The 14,014-nt window shown below is 67.1% G+C and carries 14 protein-coding genes and 1 tRNA gene; 7 read left to right on the top strand and 8 right to left on the bottom strand.

All coding sequences use genetic code 11. The annotated features are described in order from the left end of the window. Window positions 1–99: 99 nt before the first annotated feature. The 3 genes from SPHN_RS06285 to SPHN_RS06295 all read right to left on the bottom strand — a co-directional run bounded on the left by SPHN_RS06285 (window position 100) and on the right by SPHN_RS06295 (window position 3,155). Entirely contained in the window at window positions 100–1,026 is a 927-nt protein-coding gene (locus SPHN_RS06285) for a glycosyltransferase family 2 protein (RefSeq protein WP_248522009.1), read from the bottom strand. Window positions 1,027–1,347: 321 nt separating this feature from the next. Beyond that, the gene (gene tig / locus SPHN_RS06290; protein WP_248522011.1) at window positions 1,348–3,003 is read right to left on the bottom strand and encodes a trigger factor; all 1,656 of its coding nucleotides are present in this window, start codon (window positions 3,001–3,003) and stop codon (window positions 1,348–1,350) included. A 67-nt stretch (window positions 3,004–3,070) separates the two neighbouring features. After that, window positions 3,071–3,155: transfer RNA gene (locus tag SPHN_RS06295), tRNA-Leu, on the bottom strand. 122 nt (window positions 3,156–3,277) lie between these two features. Here SPHN_RS06295 and SPHN_RS06300 point away from each other — a divergent pair. The 3 genes from SPHN_RS06300 (at window position 3,278) to SPHN_RS06310 (ending at window position 4,357) form a co-directional block, all read left to right on the top strand. Then, the gene (locus tag SPHN_RS06300) at window positions 3,278–3,433 is read left to right on the top strand and encodes a hypothetical protein (protein WP_248522013.1); all 156 of its coding nucleotides are present in this window, start codon (window positions 3,278–3,280) and stop codon (window positions 3,431–3,433) included. A gap of 2 nt (window positions 3,434–3,435) precedes the next feature. Then, the gene (locus SPHN_RS06305) at window positions 3,436–3,654 is read left to right on the top strand and encodes a hypothetical protein (protein WP_248522014.1); all 219 of its coding nucleotides are present in this window, start codon (window positions 3,436–3,438) and stop codon (window positions 3,652–3,654) included. A gap of 136 nt (window positions 3,655–3,790) precedes the next feature. After that, window positions 3,791–4,357 (top strand): retropepsin-like aspartic protease family protein, encoded by a 567-nt coding sequence (locus tag SPHN_RS06310; RefSeq protein WP_248522016.1) that lies wholly within the window; start codon window positions 3,791–3,793, stop codon window positions 4,355–4,357. A gap of 319 nt (window positions 4,358–4,676) precedes the next feature. Here the strand turns inward: SPHN_RS06310 and gatB are convergent, their stop codons facing one another. From gatB to gatC, 3 genes are read right to left on the bottom strand one after another with little or no spacing between them, the layout of a single operon-like run. After that, window positions 4,677–6,158 carry an Asp-tRNA(Asn)/Glu-tRNA(Gln) amidotransferase subunit GatB gene (gatB, locus tag SPHN_RS06315; RefSeq protein WP_248522018.1) on the bottom strand — a complete coding sequence of 494 codons (1,482 nt, stop codon included), beginning with the start codon at window positions 6,156–6,158 and terminating at the stop codon, window positions 4,677–4,679. A gap of 1 nt (window position 6,159) precedes the next feature. Continuing rightward, complete coding sequence (gatA, locus tag SPHN_RS06320; RefSeq protein ID WP_248522020.1) at window positions 6,160–7,644, bottom strand: Asp-tRNA(Asn)/Glu-tRNA(Gln) amidotransferase subunit GatA; 1,485 nt, start codon at window positions 7,642–7,644, stop codon at window positions 6,160–6,162. Further along, window positions 7,644–7,946, bottom strand: a complete 303-nt coding sequence (gatC, locus tag SPHN_RS06325; protein ID WP_248522022.1) for an Asp-tRNA(Asn)/Glu-tRNA(Gln) amidotransferase subunit GatC — start codon at window positions 7,944–7,946, stop codon at window positions 7,644–7,646. Before gatC ends, gatA begins: the two co-directional genes overlap by 1 nt. 251 nt (window positions 7,947–8,197) lie before the next feature. On the opposite strand from gatC, the gene SPHN_RS06330 reads away from it, so the two are divergent. The 4 genes from SPHN_RS06330 to SPHN_RS06345 all read left to right on the top strand — a co-directional run bounded on the left by SPHN_RS06330 (window position 8,198) and on the right by SPHN_RS06345 (window position 12,078). Then, a complete protein-coding gene (locus SPHN_RS06330) occupies window positions 8,198–9,307 on the top strand; it encodes a DUF3089 domain-containing protein (RefSeq protein WP_248522024.1) in 1,110 nt (369 codons plus the stop codon). Then, complete coding sequence (ruvX, locus tag SPHN_RS06335) at window positions 9,304–9,771, top strand: Holliday junction resolvase RuvX (protein WP_248522026.1); 468 nt, start codon at window positions 9,304–9,306, stop codon at window positions 9,769–9,771. Before SPHN_RS06330 ends, ruvX begins: the two co-directional genes overlap by 4 nt. A 103-nt stretch (window positions 9,772–9,874) precedes the next feature. Continuing rightward, the gene (locus SPHN_RS06340; protein WP_056048137.1) at window positions 9,875–10,861 is read left to right on the top strand and encodes an aspartate carbamoyltransferase catalytic subunit; all 987 of its coding nucleotides are present in this window, start codon (window positions 9,875–9,877) and stop codon (window positions 10,859–10,861) included. Next, the gene (locus SPHN_RS06345) at window positions 10,858–12,078 is read left to right on the top strand and encodes a dihydroorotase (protein ID WP_248522027.1); all 1,221 of its coding nucleotides are present in this window, start codon (window positions 10,858–10,860) and stop codon (window positions 12,076–12,078) included. The genes SPHN_RS06340 and SPHN_RS06345 overlap by 4 nt, the downstream gene beginning before the upstream one ends. A 153-nt stretch (window positions 12,079–12,231) precedes the next feature. On the opposite strand, the gene SPHN_RS06350 is transcribed toward SPHN_RS06345, so the two are convergent. Together SPHN_RS06350 and SPHN_RS06355 are read right to left on the bottom strand one after the other, a co-directional pair. Beyond that, the gene (locus tag SPHN_RS06350; protein ID WP_248522028.1) at window positions 12,232–13,548 is read right to left on the bottom strand and encodes an SPOR domain-containing protein; all 1,317 of its coding nucleotides are present in this window, start codon (window positions 13,546–13,548) and stop codon (window positions 12,232–12,234) included. 16 nt (window positions 13,549–13,564) lie between these two features. Then, on the bottom strand, window positions 13,565–14,014 hold the full coding sequence (locus tag SPHN_RS06355; protein ID WP_248522029.1) for a hypothetical protein: 450 nt from the start codon (window positions 14,012–14,014) through the stop codon (window positions 13,565–13,567).

Here is a 14,014-nt window from a genome sequence, read left to right on the forward strand (position 1 = left end):
ACACGAAACCGCGGTCATCGCCGCCTCCCCCTCCGTCTGGCAAGGGCCAGCCACCTCCCCCTTGCGGGAGAGGATTACAAGAACCGGATGGCGCGGGAGTCAGATGCCCGGGGCTGGGTAGGCCAGGTATGCGAGACGTCGCACTTCGCGGCGGCCTCTTACGACCGTGTCGAGGATCAACCCCGTGAAGACGTTCAGCGCGGCGAAGATGCCGAGGCCGGTGATCAGGATCGCGGTCGGGAAACGCGGGACCTGGTGGATCTCGATATAGGTCAGCACCAGCGGGATGCCGAGGATCAGCGCGAGCGTCCCGAACACGCCGCCGATGATCCCGAAGAACCACAGCGGCCGCTCGATCCGGTAGAGAGTCATGATCGTGCGCAGGATGCGCCAGCCGTCGCCATAGGTGCTGAGCTTCGATTCGGAGCCTTCGGGGCGCGCATAATAGGGCGTCTCGACCTCGCCGATCGGCATCTTGAGTTCCAGCGCGTGGACGCTGATCTCGGTCTCGATCTCGAACCCGGCCGACAGCGACGGGAAGCTCTTCACGAACCGGCGCGAGAACACCCTGTAGCCCGAGAGGATGTCGGTAAAACTCCGCCCGAAGAGGCGGGCGAGCATGCCGGTGAGCAGCGCGTTGCCGAACCGATGCCCGCGGCGATAGGCGAGCTCGATCTGGCTAATGCGCGAGCCGACGACCATGTCGAGCTGCTCGTCGAGGACGCGAGCGACCAGGTGCGGGGCGGAGGCGGCGTCGTAGGTCGCGTCGCCGTCCGCCATCACGTAGATGTCGGCGTCGATGTCGGCGAACATGCGGCGCACGACGGCGCCCTTGCCCTGGATGCGCTCGGTCCGGACGACAGCACCGGCGGCGCGCGCGACCTCGATCGTGCGGTCGGCGCTGTTGTTGTCGTAGACGTAGATGATGGCGCCCGGGAGCGCCTCGCGGAATCCGGCGATCGTCTGCGCGATCGCGGCTTCCTCGTTGTAGCACGGGAGCAGGACGGCGATTCTCGGTTCGGTCATGCCCTGCCCTTGCGGAGTTGAAGATGACATCGGAGGTCGAGCAGCAGGCAAAACGTCAGTCACCGAACCATCCCAAAACGCACTTCCCCGGCGGAGGCCGGGCCCAGTTGGGGAAGGTCCATAACGGAGCTTTGCGCGCCGTTACAGCTACCTTTCCAACTGGGCCCCGGCCTCCGCCGGGGAGGTGGTATTATAAGGTACCGGCCCTACCCAATCCGTCACCCCGGACCCGTTCCGGGGTCCACCGTTCCGCACACTCATCGGCTTGAGAGTGTGCGGAACGGTGGATGCCGGAACGAGCCGGCATGACGGGGGGAAGCGTTATGCTTCGGTCTTGGTCGCAGCCTTCTTGGCAGCTGGCTTCTTCGCGGCCGGCTTCTTCACCGGTGCGTCGGCAGCTTCGGTGCCCTCTGCGTTCTCGGCAGCAACCGGCGACGATTCCGTCACGGCCGTCTCGGCTTCGACAGGGGCCGCCTTCTTCTTGGCAGGCGCCTTCTTGGCGGGCTTGGCGTCTGCCGCGGCGTCCGAAGCAGGCGCCTCGTCCGTCACGGCTTCGTCAGAAGCAGCGGGCTTCTTCTTGGCAGCAGCCTTCTTCTTCGGCTTGTGATTGTCGTGATCATGCGTGTGCGTGCCGCTCGCGAAACCGTCCTCGCTCTCGATCGCAGCCTCAAGCTCCTCACGCGTGGCGTCGCGGTCGGTGATCTCGGCCTTCTCGAACAGGAAGTCGACGACCTTGTCCTCGTACAGCGGCGCACGCAGCTGAGCGGCCGCCATCGGCTCCTGCTGGATATACTGCATGAACTGCTGACGCTGCTCGGCAGGATATTGCTGGGCAGCCTGCGCCATCAGACGCTGCATTTCCTGGTTCGAAACCTCGACGCCGTTCGCCTGGCCGATTTCCGACAGGAGCAGGCCCAGGCGTACGCGACGCTCGGCGATCTTGCGGTAATCGTCACGCTCGCCTTCCATCTCGGCCATTGCGGCCTCGGGGTCGGCCTCGTGCGTGGCTTCGTGCTGGAGCTGCGACCAGATCTGGTTGAACTCGGCCTCGACCATCGACGGGGGAACCTCGAAGTCATGACCCTCGGCGAGCTGGTCGAGCAGCTTGCGCTTCATGTGGGTGCGCGTGAGGCCGTTATGCTCCTGCTCGATCTGGCCCTTGAGCAGGCCCGTGAGCTGCTCGAGGCTCTCGAGACCAAGCGACTTGGCCAGATCCTCGTCGATCTTGCTCTCGCCCGCGGTCTTCACCGACTTGACGGTGATGTCGAACGTCGCCGGCTGACCCGCGAGCGACTTCTCCTGATACTCCTCGGGGAAGGTCACGTTCAGGACCTTGTCGTCGCCGGTCTTCACGCCGACGAGCTGGTCCTCGAAACCAGGGATCAGGCGACCCGCGCCCAGCTCGACGCCCATGTCGGTGCCGGTGCCACCCTCGAACGCGACGCCGTCGGCGGTCTTGCCGACGAAATCGACGGTGACGAGATCACCCATCTTGGCGACGTAATCGTCGGCCGCGTCGTCCCACTTCTTCTGCTGGTCGGCGAACTTCTGGAGCTGCTCGGTGACCGCCTCGTCCGCGACGGGCACGGTCAGGCGCTCGAGCTTCAGACCGTCGATCGCGGGCGCGGGGACCTGGGGCAGGACCTCCATCTCGACCTTGACCACGGCGTCCTTGCCGAGGTCATAGCCGTCTTCGAGCTCGACCGAGGGCTGCATCGCCGGGCGAAGCTGCTTCTCGGCGACGAGCGTCTGGACGCCCTCCTGGATCGCCGCGTTCAGCGCGTCCTGCGTCAGCGCCGGGCCGTGCATCTTGCGGATGAGGTTCGCCGGCACCTTGCCCGGACGGAAGCCCGGCATCTTCATCTGCGGCGCGAGGCGCTTCAGCTCGACATCGACCTTGGCATCGATATCCTTCGCGGTGATGGTGAGCGTAAAGGCGCGCTTGAGGCCCTCGTTCAACGTCTCGACAGTCTGCATGTCCGGCCTTTGTTATAAGAGCATTCGGGATAATTTCGTCAGGCGGTCGCCTCGCCTGCGGGCGGGCTGGTGCGGGCGAAGGGACTCGAACCCCCACATCTTGCGATACTTGGACCTAAACCAAGCGCGTCTACCAGTTCCGCCACGCCCGCACAGGACATCGCCGTAGCGGGCGCGTCTATACCAACGATGCATGCGGGGGCAAGCACATAGGCAACTCCGCCCGGCAACTCCGTCCGACTCCGCGCGTTGGGCATCCAGAAGGAGAGACATCATGGCTACCCAACCCCCGGCAGAATTCCCGACCCCGACGCCCCCGGTCGAGCCGACCGCACCGCCGCCCGAGTTCAACCCGCCCGCACCGGATATCGACATCCCCGCCCCCGGCACGCCGTCGAACGATCCCGCGCCCGTGCAGCCTGAGTTCTGAGCATGGCCGATCCGCATCCCGGCACGAATCCGGACACGCTTCCCGAGGATCGTGACGAGGATACCCGCAGCGACATCGAACAGGCGGTGAAGTCGCGCTCCGACGCGGTCGAGCGCGGTGACGGCGGCGACGAGCCCGAGACGTTCACCGATACTGGCTTGCCCGACGGGGTTGGCGGGTCCGGCGGCGATGTGAAGAACCAGGACGGCGACGCGCAGTAAGTCCGCGTCAGCGACCATACAGGTGGGGGTGGCTAGCTGATACGCAGCCATTCCCGCCGATCAGGATCCGATAATTTCCACCATACCTACCTTCGCCGAGCATCAGAGCCTTTATGTCGCGCTCGGGCTGGCCGTATTGCTGCTGATCGTAGCGCAGCGCATCCCCATCATTCGAACGCTCGTCAATCTGGCAATGACGCTCGTGCTCGTCGGACTTTTGTTCGTTGCGGTCGATCAGCGTCGCCAGTTCGATCCGTATGTCGGCAAGATCGCGCGGTTCCTGAAGATCGAGGACCAGCAGGTGGTCGGCGGTGAGGTCCGCATCCGCATGTCGCCGGACGGACATTTCTGGGCGCGCGCGACGATCGACGGGGTGAGTCGACGCCTGCTGATCGACAGCGGCGCGACGATCACAGCGATTTCGGAGACAACGGCGGATGCTGCGGGAATCGACGCGCGGGTCGGCGTGGTGCCGATCGTGTTGCAGACCGCCAACGGTTCGATCGCGGCCAAGACCGGAAAGATCGCCGCGCTGAAGCTGGGCGCGATCGTCGCGCGCGACTTGCAGGTGGTGGTGTCGCCGGCGTTTGGGGATACCAACGTGCTGGGGATGAACTTCCTGTCGCGGCTGGCGTCGTGGCGCGTGGAGGAGAACACGCTTATTTTGGTGCCGCATCATCCGCAGAAGGTGGATGGCACATAAGCCCCCTCCCCTTCTCCGCTACCATTTTCACTCCAACTCCGCCCCAACTACCGCCACCCCGGCGAAGGCCGGGGCCCAGTTGGAAAGGTCGCAGTAACGGTGCGTCGCCCTCAATCAGCGAAGTCCCCCAACTGGGCCCCGGCCTTCGCCGGGGTGGGGCGTGGTGGAAGCGGGCGAACTAAACTTCCGCTATTTCCCTCGCGAACGCGGGGGCCCAGGAATCAAGCAGCGCTGCGCTCCGTTATCCTGGACTCCCGCTTTCGCGGGAGAACGGAAAGGGGCGGGAGGGAGGTAGCGCGCGGGAGAAACGTTCGAGAGCTTACGAAGCCACCGACTCCCCGAGCGCCCCCTTCAGCACCTCGTTCACCACGGCAGGATTAGCCTTCCCCCCCATAGCCTTCATCGTCTGGCCCACGAAGAACCCGAACAGCTTGTCCTTGCCACCGCGATAATCGGCGACCTTGTCCGCATTCGCCGCCATAACCTCGGCGATCACGGCCTCGATCGCGCCGGTATCGCTGGTCTGCTTCAACCCGCGATCCTCGACCACCTTCGCCGCGCCGTCGCCAGTTTCGAGCATCACCTCGAACACCTGCTTGGCCAAGCTCCCCGACAGCGTGCCGTCCGCGATCAGACCCAGCAATTCCGCCGCCTGCGCCGGCGACACCGGCGAGTTCTCGATGTCCCTGCCCGTCCGGTTCAGCGCGCCGAACAACTCCGACGTCGTCCAGTTCGCCGCCGCCGCCGGCTTCACGCCTGCACCCAACAACGCGTCGAACCACCGTGCTGCCTCGACCTCGGCGGTCAGCACCGTCGCCTGATACGGCGCGATTCCCAACGCTTCGTATCGCGCGCGCTTCGCGTCCGGCAACTCCGGCAGCGAAGCCCGGCACTCGGCCAGAAACGCATCGTCGAGCACCAGCGGCAAAAGATCGGGATCAGGGAAGTAGCGGTAATCATGCGCGTCTTCCTTCGACCGCATCGAGCGCGTCTCGTTGCGGTCGGGATCGTAGAGCCGCGTTTCCTGCTGGATCTTGCCGCCGGCCTCCAGCACCTCGACCTGGCGCTTGGCCTCCTGCTCGACCACCGCCATCACGAAGCGCACCGAGTTGACGTTCTTCGTCTCGGTCCGCGTGCCCAGTTCGTCGCCGGGCTTGCGCACGCTGACGTTGACGTCGGCGCGCATCGAGCCTTCTTCCATATTGCCGTCGCACGACCCGACATAGCGCAGGATCGATCGCAGCTTGCGTAGGTAAGCCCCTGTTTCCGCTGGCGAAGCGAGATCCGGCTTCGACACGATCTCCATCAGCGCGACGCCCGACCGATTGAGATCGACGTACGACTGAGTCGGATGCTGGTCGTGCATCAGCTTGCCCGCATCCTGCTCGACATGGATGCGCTCGACGCCGATCCGCTTGCCCGTCGCGTCGGGGTTCTTCTCGTCGAGGCTGATGTCGATCGCGCCTTCACCCACGATCGGATGATAGAGCTGGCTGATCTGATAGCCCTGCGGCAAATCGGCGTAGAAGTAGTTCTTGCGATCGAACCGCGACCATTTGTTGATCTGCGCCTCGATCGCCATGCCGGTGCGGACCGCCTGGCGGATGCATTCGCGGTTCGGTACCGGCAGCATGCCCGGCATCGCCGCGTCGACGAGGCTCACCTGCGTGTTGGGCTCGGCGCCGAACGCGGTCGCCGCGCCCGAGAAGAGCTTGGCGTTCGACGTCACCTGCGCGTGCACTTCGAGGCCGACCACGACCTCCCACTCGCCGGTGTCGCCCTGGATACGATAATCGCTCATGTTACCACCAAGCCTCTGGTCGCGCGGTAAATCCTGCCCGCTGTTCGATCGCGAGCCCTGCGTTCAGCACGCCTTGTTCGTCGAGCGGCTTGCCGATGATCTGCAAGCCCAGCGGCAGGCCCTGCTTGTCGAGACCGCCCGGCACCGACATCGCCGGCAGACCCGCCAGCGACGACGGCACGGTGAAGACGTCGTTCAGGTACATTGCGATCGGATCGGCCGACTTCTCGCCCAGCGCGAACGCCGCCGAGGGTGCGGTCGGCGTCAGCAGCACGTCGCACATCTCCCAAGCCCGCTCGAAATCGCGCGCGATCAGCGTCCGGACCTTCTGCGCCTGCGTGTAATACGCGTCGTAGAACCCCGCCGACAGCACATAGGTGCCGATCATGATGCGGCGCTTCACCTCGGGGCCGAAGCCGTCGGCGCGGGTCGCGGCGTACATGTCCTGCAACCCGGCACCGGTCGGCAGGTCGCGGATGCCGTAGCGGACGCCGTCATAGCGCGCGAGGTTCGACGACGCTTCGGCCGGCGCGATGATGTAATAGGCCGGCAGCGCGTATTTGGTGTGCGGGAGCGAGACCTCGACGATCGTCGCGCCGGCGTCCTTCATCCAGGCGATGCCCTGCTGCCAAAGCGACTCGATCTCCTCGGGCATCCCGTCGACGCGATACTCCTTGGGAATACCGACGCGCAGGCCGTTGAGATTGCCGGACAAACCCGCTTCCCATTTCGGCACGTCGAGCTGCAGCGAGGTGCCGTCCTTCGCGTCGAACCCGGCCATCGCCTCGAGCAGGATCGCGCAGTCGCGAACGTCGCGCGCCATCGGCCCGGCCTGGTCGAGCGACGAGGCGAACGCGATCGTCCCCCAGCGCGAGCAGCGGCCGTAGGTGGGCTTGATGCCGCTGATGCCGGTGAAGGCGGCGGGCTGGCGGATCGACCCGCCGGTGTCGGTGCCGGTCGCACCGGGGCAGAGCCGTGCGGCGACTGCCGACGACGAACCGCCGGACGAGCCGCCTGGTGCCAGCGAAGCATTACCGCCATCGTTGCGCTTCCACGGTGAGATCACGTTGCCGAACGCCGACGTTTCGTTCGACGAGCCCATCGCGAACTGGTCCATGTTCAGCTTGCCGAGCATCCCCGCGCCTGCGTCCCAGAGGTTCTGCGAGACAGTCGATTCATAGGTCGGCGTGAAGCCTTCGAGGATGTGGCTCGCCGCGGTCGTCGTGACGCCCTTCGTGCAGAACAGGTCCTTCATGCCGATCGGCACGCCGGCCAGCGGCTTGAGCGTTTCGCCGGCTTCGCGCGCGGTATCGGCGGCGGTGGCGGCGGCGATCGCATGCTCAGGCGTCTCGACAAGAAACGCGTTCAACGCCTTGGCCTGGCTCACCTTTACGATGAATGCGTCAGCGACTTCGCGTGCCTTGAAGGAGCCATCGCGGACGCCGTCGCGGATGCCGGCGATCCCGATATCTGTGAGGTCGGTCATTATTCGATCACCTTGGGCACGGCAAAGAATCCGTGTTCGGCCGCCGGGGCATTGGCCAGAACCTGCTCGCGGATGCCGCCGCCGGTCAGCGGGTCGGCGTTGACGACGTCGTCGCGCAGCCGCAGCGTGTTGGGGATGACGGCGGTCATCGGCTCGACGCCGGTCGTGTCGACCTCGCCCAGCATCTCGATCCAACCAAGGATGTTTCCGAGTTCCGGCGCCATGCGGGCGGCGTCCTCGTCGGTGATCGCGATGCGCGCAAGGCTCGCGATCCGCTTCACGGTTGCAGTATCTACGGACATGCCGTGCGGCTAGCACCCGGCGCGGCGAGGGCGCAATATGTTTCCCGCCCGAGATGCAATCCTCCCCCGCCAGGGGGAGGTGGCGCGAAGCGACGGAGGGGGAGGTAAGGGTAACCCTGTTCCATGTCCTCCCCCTCCGTCTGGCAAGTGCCAGCCACCTCCCCCTGGCGGGGGAGGATCGTGAAGGCGCCCGTTGCAACCTTCCCCCGCTTCCGGCACGGGAGCGACACCGCCTGCACGGAAGGTCCCGCTTGGCCCGCAAATTTCTCTATTTCGTTGCCGCGATGATCGTCCTCGCGATCGCCGCATTGCTCGCCTATCGCCTCTACGGGACGGAGTTGATCCGGATCGCGATGGTCCCGCGCGAGACGTTCCAGGCGCAACGCGAGGCCCCGCGCAACATCTACGCGCGCAAGATCATGTGGCTCGCGCGGCCCGATACGCCCGGCAATCCGGCGCTCTGGACGCCCCCCGGTTACGCCCCCGGCAAGCCGAACACCGGCGCGGCGATCTTCTTCATCCACCCGACCTCGTACATCAACCGCGACCACTGGAACGCGCCGATCGACGATCCCGAGACCAACGCGCGGGCGGAACTGTTCCTGCGCGGCCAGGCGAGCGCGTTCAACGAGGCCGGTGACATCTGGGCACCGCGCTATCGCCAGGCGACGTTCGGCGCGTTCCTGACCAGCGAGGCCGACAGCGAACGCGCGCTGGCGCTGGCATATGGCGACGTGTCCGCCGCCTTCGACCGTTTTCTCACCGAAGCCGGCCCGACCCGTCCGATCATCCTCGCCGGCCATAGCCAGGGCGCGCTCCACCTCACCCGCCTGCTCCGCGACCGCATCGCCACCGACGCCAAGCTGAAGGCGCGGATCGTCGCGGCGTACGTCGTCGGCTGGCCCGTCTCGCGCACGACCGACTTGCCGCGCATGGGCCTCGCCGAATGCCGCGCCGCCGACCAGACCGGATGCATCCTGTCCTGGGAGAGTTTCGCCGAGCCCGCCGACCCCGCGCTGATCGTCGACGCCTATGACCAGACCACTGGCTTCGACGGCCGGCCGCGGAAAGCCACGCCGATGGTGTGCACCAACCCGCTAACCGGCACCGCCGACGCGACCGCGCCCGCGACCGCGAACCTCGGCACGCTCGTGCCCTCCGCCGATCTGAAGACCGCAACGATCGCGATCGGCAGCGTGCCCGCGCGCTGCGCCGACCGCGGATTCCTGCTGATCGGCGAAGGTCCCAACCTCGGACCCTACGTGCTGCCCGGCAACAACTATCACGTCTACGACTACAGCCTGTTCTGGGCGAACATCCGCGCCGACGCCAACCGTCGCCTGAAGGCTTTCGCGCGATGATCACGCTCTTCGCGGCGCAGTTCCGCGACGCGCTCCCCAATGGCGGCCGGCTGATCGGCCTCGACGTCGGCACCAAGACGATCGGCACCGCGCTCTGCGATGCAGGCTGGTCGTTCGCGAGCCCCGCAATCCTGATCCGCCGCACCAAATTCCAGAAGGACAAGGCCGCACTCGCCGAACTCATCAAGGTGCAGAACGTGGTTGGCCTGGTCATCGGCCTGCCGATCAACCTCGACGGCAGCGAAAGCCCGCGGTCGCAATCGACGCGCGCGTTCGCGCAGAACCTCAAGGATATGGGGCTGCCGATTTTGCTCCAGGACGAACGCTGGTCGACCGTCGCGGTCACCCGCACGCTGATCGAACAGGACGCCAGCCGCGCCAAACGTGCCGAACTCGTCGACAAGATGGCCGCCGCCTACATCCTCCAGGGCGCGATCGATGCGCTGGTGACGGCACGGATCTGACGCCCCCGTCCACATACTCTACGATCCTCCCCCGCAAGGGGGAGGATCGCGAGCCTTTGAAAGCCTTGCCCCCTGCCCCGGCGGCCACTATCCCGCGGCTTTAATGCGAACTTCAGATCACCGCCCCGCCGCCCTCATCGAAGGCGGCGCCGTCTTCCCGCACCGGCATCTCACCGGCATCGACGGGCTCCAGCCGCACGAGATCGCGTTCCTGCTCGACGAGGCGGAGACGTGGGTCGGCGCGAACCGGACGCATGCGACGCCCGACAAGCGGCTCGCGGGGCTCACCCAGATCAATGCGTTCTTCGAAAACTCGACGCGGACTCTGCTGTCGTTCGAGATCGCGGGCAAGCGGCTCGGCGCGGACGTCGTCAACATGCACGCCGCGCAGTCGAGCGTGAAGAAGGGCGAGACGCTGATCGACACCGCCATGACGCTGAACGCGATGCGCGCGGACGTGATCGTGATCCGGCATATGTCGTCGGGCGCGGTGCGGTTGATCGCGGACAAGGTCGACTGCCCGGTGCTCAACGCGGGCGATGGCCGGCATGAGCACCCCACGCAAGCGCTGCTTGATGCGCTGACGATCCGGCGGCGGAAGGGCTCGATCGCGGGGCAGCGCGTCGTGATCTGCGGCGATCTGCTGCATAGCCGGGTCGCGCGCTCGAACATTCTGGCGCTCACCGCGCTCGCCGCGGAGGTGCGGGTGTGTGCGCCATCAACGCTGATGCCGCCGATGATCGAGCGAATGGGCGTGACCGCGTTTACCGATTTCGACAAGGCGCTGGAGGGCGCCGACGTGGTGATGATGCTCCGGCTCCAGAACGAGCGGATGGACGGCGCCTATGTGCCCTCCACGCGCGAATATCGGCTTCGCTACGGGCTGACGCTCGACCGGCTGGCGAAGGCTGCGCCCGACGCGCTGGTGATGCACCCCGGCCCGATGAACCGCGGCGTCGAGATCGACTCGGCGGTCGCGGATCATGCGCGCTCGGCGATCACCGAACAGGTCGAGATGGGGGTCGCCGTCCGCATGGCCTGCCTCGACGTGCTGACACGAAGAGCGCGCGGCGTGGAGGGCTGGGCATGATCCTTGCGCTCACCAACGCCACGCTCGCCTGCCCCGTCGGCGGCGTGACGAAGGGCAATGTGCTGGTCCGCGATGGCGTGATCGTCGCGACCGGGATCGTCGACATTCCCTCGGATGCCGAGATCGTCGATTGTGCGGGCAAGACCGTCGCGCCGGGGATCGTCGATCTCGGCGTGGCCAAGGTCGACCGTGCTGCGTTCCGCGCCGGCGGGATCGTCCGGATCGGTCTCATGCCCGACCAGTCGCCGGTGCTGGACGACCCCGGCATCGTCCAGCGCGCGGCGCTGATCGGCAAGCCCGACCTCTGGATCCACCCGATCGCCGCTGCCACGCGGGGGCTCGAAGGCCATGACCTTGCCGAGATGGCGATCTGCGTGTCGGCGGGGGCGAAGGCGGTCGGCACGGGCAAACACTGGATCGCCGACAGCGGCGTGATGCGGCGCGTGCTCGCCTATGCGCGCGATCTCGACGTGACGGTGATTGCGCATGCCGAGGACGGTGGACTGACCGCCGGCGCGGTCGCGACCGAAGGCGAGACGGCGACGCGGCTCGGCCTGCCCGCCGCGCCTGCGGTGGCCGAAGCGCTGGCGATCGCGCGCGACCTGATGCTCGCCGAGGATACCGGCGCGCGTATCCATATCCGCCAGGTGACGACCGCCGCCGGCTTCGACCTGATCCGCGCGGCCAAGCGTCGCGGCGTCGCGGTCACTTGCGGGATCACGCCTGCACACCTGCATCTGTCGGAGATCGCGGTCAGCGATTTTCGGTCGTTCGCGCTGCTGTCCCCGCCTTTGCGTGCGGAGGGCGATCGACGGGCGGCTCTGGACGCGATCGCGGACGGGACGATCGACGTGCTGTGTTCGGGACACGAGCCGCGCGGGCCGGAGGAAAAGCGGCTGCCCTTCACCGATTCGAGCAGCGGGATGGCCGGTGCGGAGACGTTGCTGCCGCTCGCCCTGATGCTGGTGCGCGACGAGTTGCTGACGCTCGAACGCCTGTTCGCGCTGCTGGCGCGGAACCCGGCGCGGGTTTTGGGGCTTGATACGGGGACGCTGGAGGTGGGCAAGCCGGCCGACCTGATGCTGTTCGACCAACAGGCGCCGTGGCAGATCGTCGGGGAAGAGTTCCTGGCCGAGGCGGGGAATACGCCGTTCGATGGCTTGCCGGTGCAGGGGCGCGTGTTGCGGTTGTGGAAGGGTGGCCGCGAGGTTCGGTGAGGCGCGGGCGACACCCCACCAACACCACCCCGGCGCAGGCCGGGGCCCAATTGGGGAACGTCGCCAACTGAGCGCTGTCCACCGTTACGCCGACCTTTCCAATTGGGCCCCGGCCTTCGCCGGGGTGGTCGTTGCTCTATCGACGCGCCCCCCTTACCGCGACGCCATCTGCATCCCGGGCTTCCGCAACCACTGCGCCATCGCGTCGCCCGCACCCTGGCGGACGAAGCAGGCGCCGCCCTTGGCGCGGTACTGGCGACACATCGTGTCCGCCGCCGACCGGCTGAATCCGCCGACCGAGAGGCGATAAAAGTCCTCGCCGTTCGCCTTGAACGTCATGCCGTTCGGCGAATGCCCGGCGAGCATCGCAAACCGGCGCGAGGCGCGCTCCCAGGCGTCCCTGGCCACGCCCGCGCTCTCGAACGCGCCGAGCTGGACATACCAGCGGCCCGTTGCCGATACCTTCGCCTCAAACGCCGCGGTCGCCGTGCCGCGTCCGGTCGACGCGATGTTGGAAGCAACCTTGATCGGACCATTTTCCGGGCGGAGCATTATCGTCGGCAGCGCCTGGACGACCTCCTGCCGCGGTCCGAACGACACCTTCGAGAACCCAGCAGCCGGCGCCGAGGCGACCTCGACCGGTACGGCGTCGGTCTGCGGAGCGACCGGCTCCACCGCCGCCAAGGCTTGCTCGGGAACACCCGTCGCCACTGATGCCGGAGCGTTCAGCGCCAGCGCGACCGGCTGGCCGGCGTCCGCCACCGCCCGCACGCCGAGCAGACTCGCCACCTGGTCCGACGCGGTCGCCGGCTGTGCGAACAGTGCCCATTGCGCGAGCCGTGCGTCGACATCGGCCGGCGCCATGTCCGCCGCGGCGACCACGCGCGCCTCCTGCCAGCGGCCCGCCAGCGCGAAACTGAGCGCCAGATTCTGCCGGACCTTCGCATTCGTGTCGGGCGACCGCGCGACCTCGGTCAGCAGCGCGATCCCGCCCGCCGTATCCCCCGCCAGCGACAGGGCCAGCCCGCGATCGGGCGCCGGGATGATCGCCGCATGCGCCGCCAGCGTCTGCCGGGCCGCTTGCCAATCGCCTGTCGCGACCTGCGCCAGCGCAAGGTTCAGCGCCGCCTTGCCGTTGGTCGGCGAAAGCTGGATCGTATCGGCGAACGCGCGCGAGGCCGAGGTGAAACGGCCGCCCTGCAGATAGCTCTGGCCGAGCAGCATGCGGTATTCCGCTGACTGCGGCATCAGCGCGACCGCACCCTCCGCATAGCCGATCGCCACCGGTCCCTCGTGCCGGGCGAGCGCGGTCTGCGCCTTGCCGGCGTTGGTCGCCGCGCCCTTGGCCGCCAACGCGCCGCTGCGGTCGCTTGCCGACGCTACGCCGCCGCCGGTGGCCGCACAGCCGACCATCGTACCACCGAGCAGGAGGGCGGAGATGCCGCCGAGGAGAAGTGCGCGCGTGTTCATCGGGAGAATCCCTGTTTCAACGTTTTGACGTAGTCGGCGGCAGCTGCGCGACGAGCGCATCCACCTCCGGTACCGTGTGCAGAAAGGCGTCGAGCGCCTGCGTGACGAGCTGTTGCGACGAACGGCCGGTGACGGCACTCGCCAGCCGCAACCGGAGATGCCGGTCGGTATCGAGACGGAGCGTGAAGGCGGCTTTTGCACCCCCGGTTTTGGACAATGTCTCGCGCCCGATCCGCGCCACGGTCGCCTTCGATACGGGCGCGACCGGCCGTTCGATCTCGACCTTCAGCGCTTCCCGCTCGACCAGCACCTGGGGCTGCGGACCGCCCATGTCGTTCCAGCCGAGATCGTCGAGCGCGTCTGCTGGCGGGGCGTCGAGATCCTGCTGGCGCATCGCCGGGCGGGCCGTGCCTTTGCGGGCCAGCAGCGAGGACGTGAGCGAGGGGAGTGGTCCGGGCCGTGCCAT

This window comes from Sphingomonas faeni (genome assembly GCF_023195535.1).
GTDB classification, from domain to species: Bacteria; Pseudomonadota; Alphaproteobacteria; order Sphingomonadales; family Sphingomonadaceae; genus Sphingomonas; species Sphingomonas faeni_B.

Bases quoted from the DNA above. Each gene is read 5' to 3' on its own strand.
- SPHN_RS06350 (WP_248522028.1), bottom strand. From the start codon at position 13,548: ATGAACACGCGCGCACTTCTCCTCGGCGGCATCTCCGCCCTCCTGCTC.
- gatB (WP_248522018.1), bottom strand. From the start codon at position 6,158: ATGAGCGATTATCGTATCCAGGGCGACACCGGCGAGTGGGAGGTCGTG.
- SPHN_RS06340 (WP_056048137.1), top strand. From the start codon at position 9,875: ATGCGAACTTCAGATCACCGCCCCGCCGCCCTCATCGAAGGCGGCGCC.
- tig (WP_248522011.1), bottom strand. From the start codon at position 3,003: ATGCAGACTGTCGAGACGTTGAACGAGGGCCTCAAGCGCGCCTTTACG.
- SPHN_RS06345 (WP_248522027.1), top strand. From the start codon at position 10,858: ATGATCCTTGCGCTCACCAACGCCACGCTCGCCTGCCCCGTCGGCGGC.
- gatA (WP_248522020.1), bottom strand. From the start codon at position 7,644: ATGACCGACCTCACAGATATCGGGATCGCCGGCATCCGCGACGGCGTC.
- SPHN_RS06300 (WP_248522013.1), top strand. From the start codon at position 3,278: ATGGCTACCCAACCCCCGGCAGAATTCCCGACCCCGACGCCCCCGGTC.
- gatC (WP_248522022.1), bottom strand. From the start codon at position 7,946: ATGTCCGTAGATACTGCAACCGTGAAGCGGATCGCGAGCCTTGCGCGC.
- SPHN_RS06285 (WP_248522009.1), bottom strand. From the start codon at position 1,026: ATGACCGAACCGAGAATCGCCGTCCTGCTCCCGTGCTACAACGAGGAA.
- SPHN_RS06355 (WP_248522029.1), bottom strand. From the start codon at position 14,014: ATGGCACGGCCCGGACCACTCCCCTCGCTCACGTCCTCGCTGCTGGCC.
- SPHN_RS06305 (WP_248522014.1), top strand. From the start codon at position 3,436: ATGGCCGATCCGCATCCCGGCACGAATCCGGACACGCTTCCCGAGGAT.
- ruvX (WP_248522026.1), top strand. From the start codon at position 9,304: ATGATCACGCTCTTCGCGGCGCAGTTCCGCGACGCGCTCCCCAATGGC.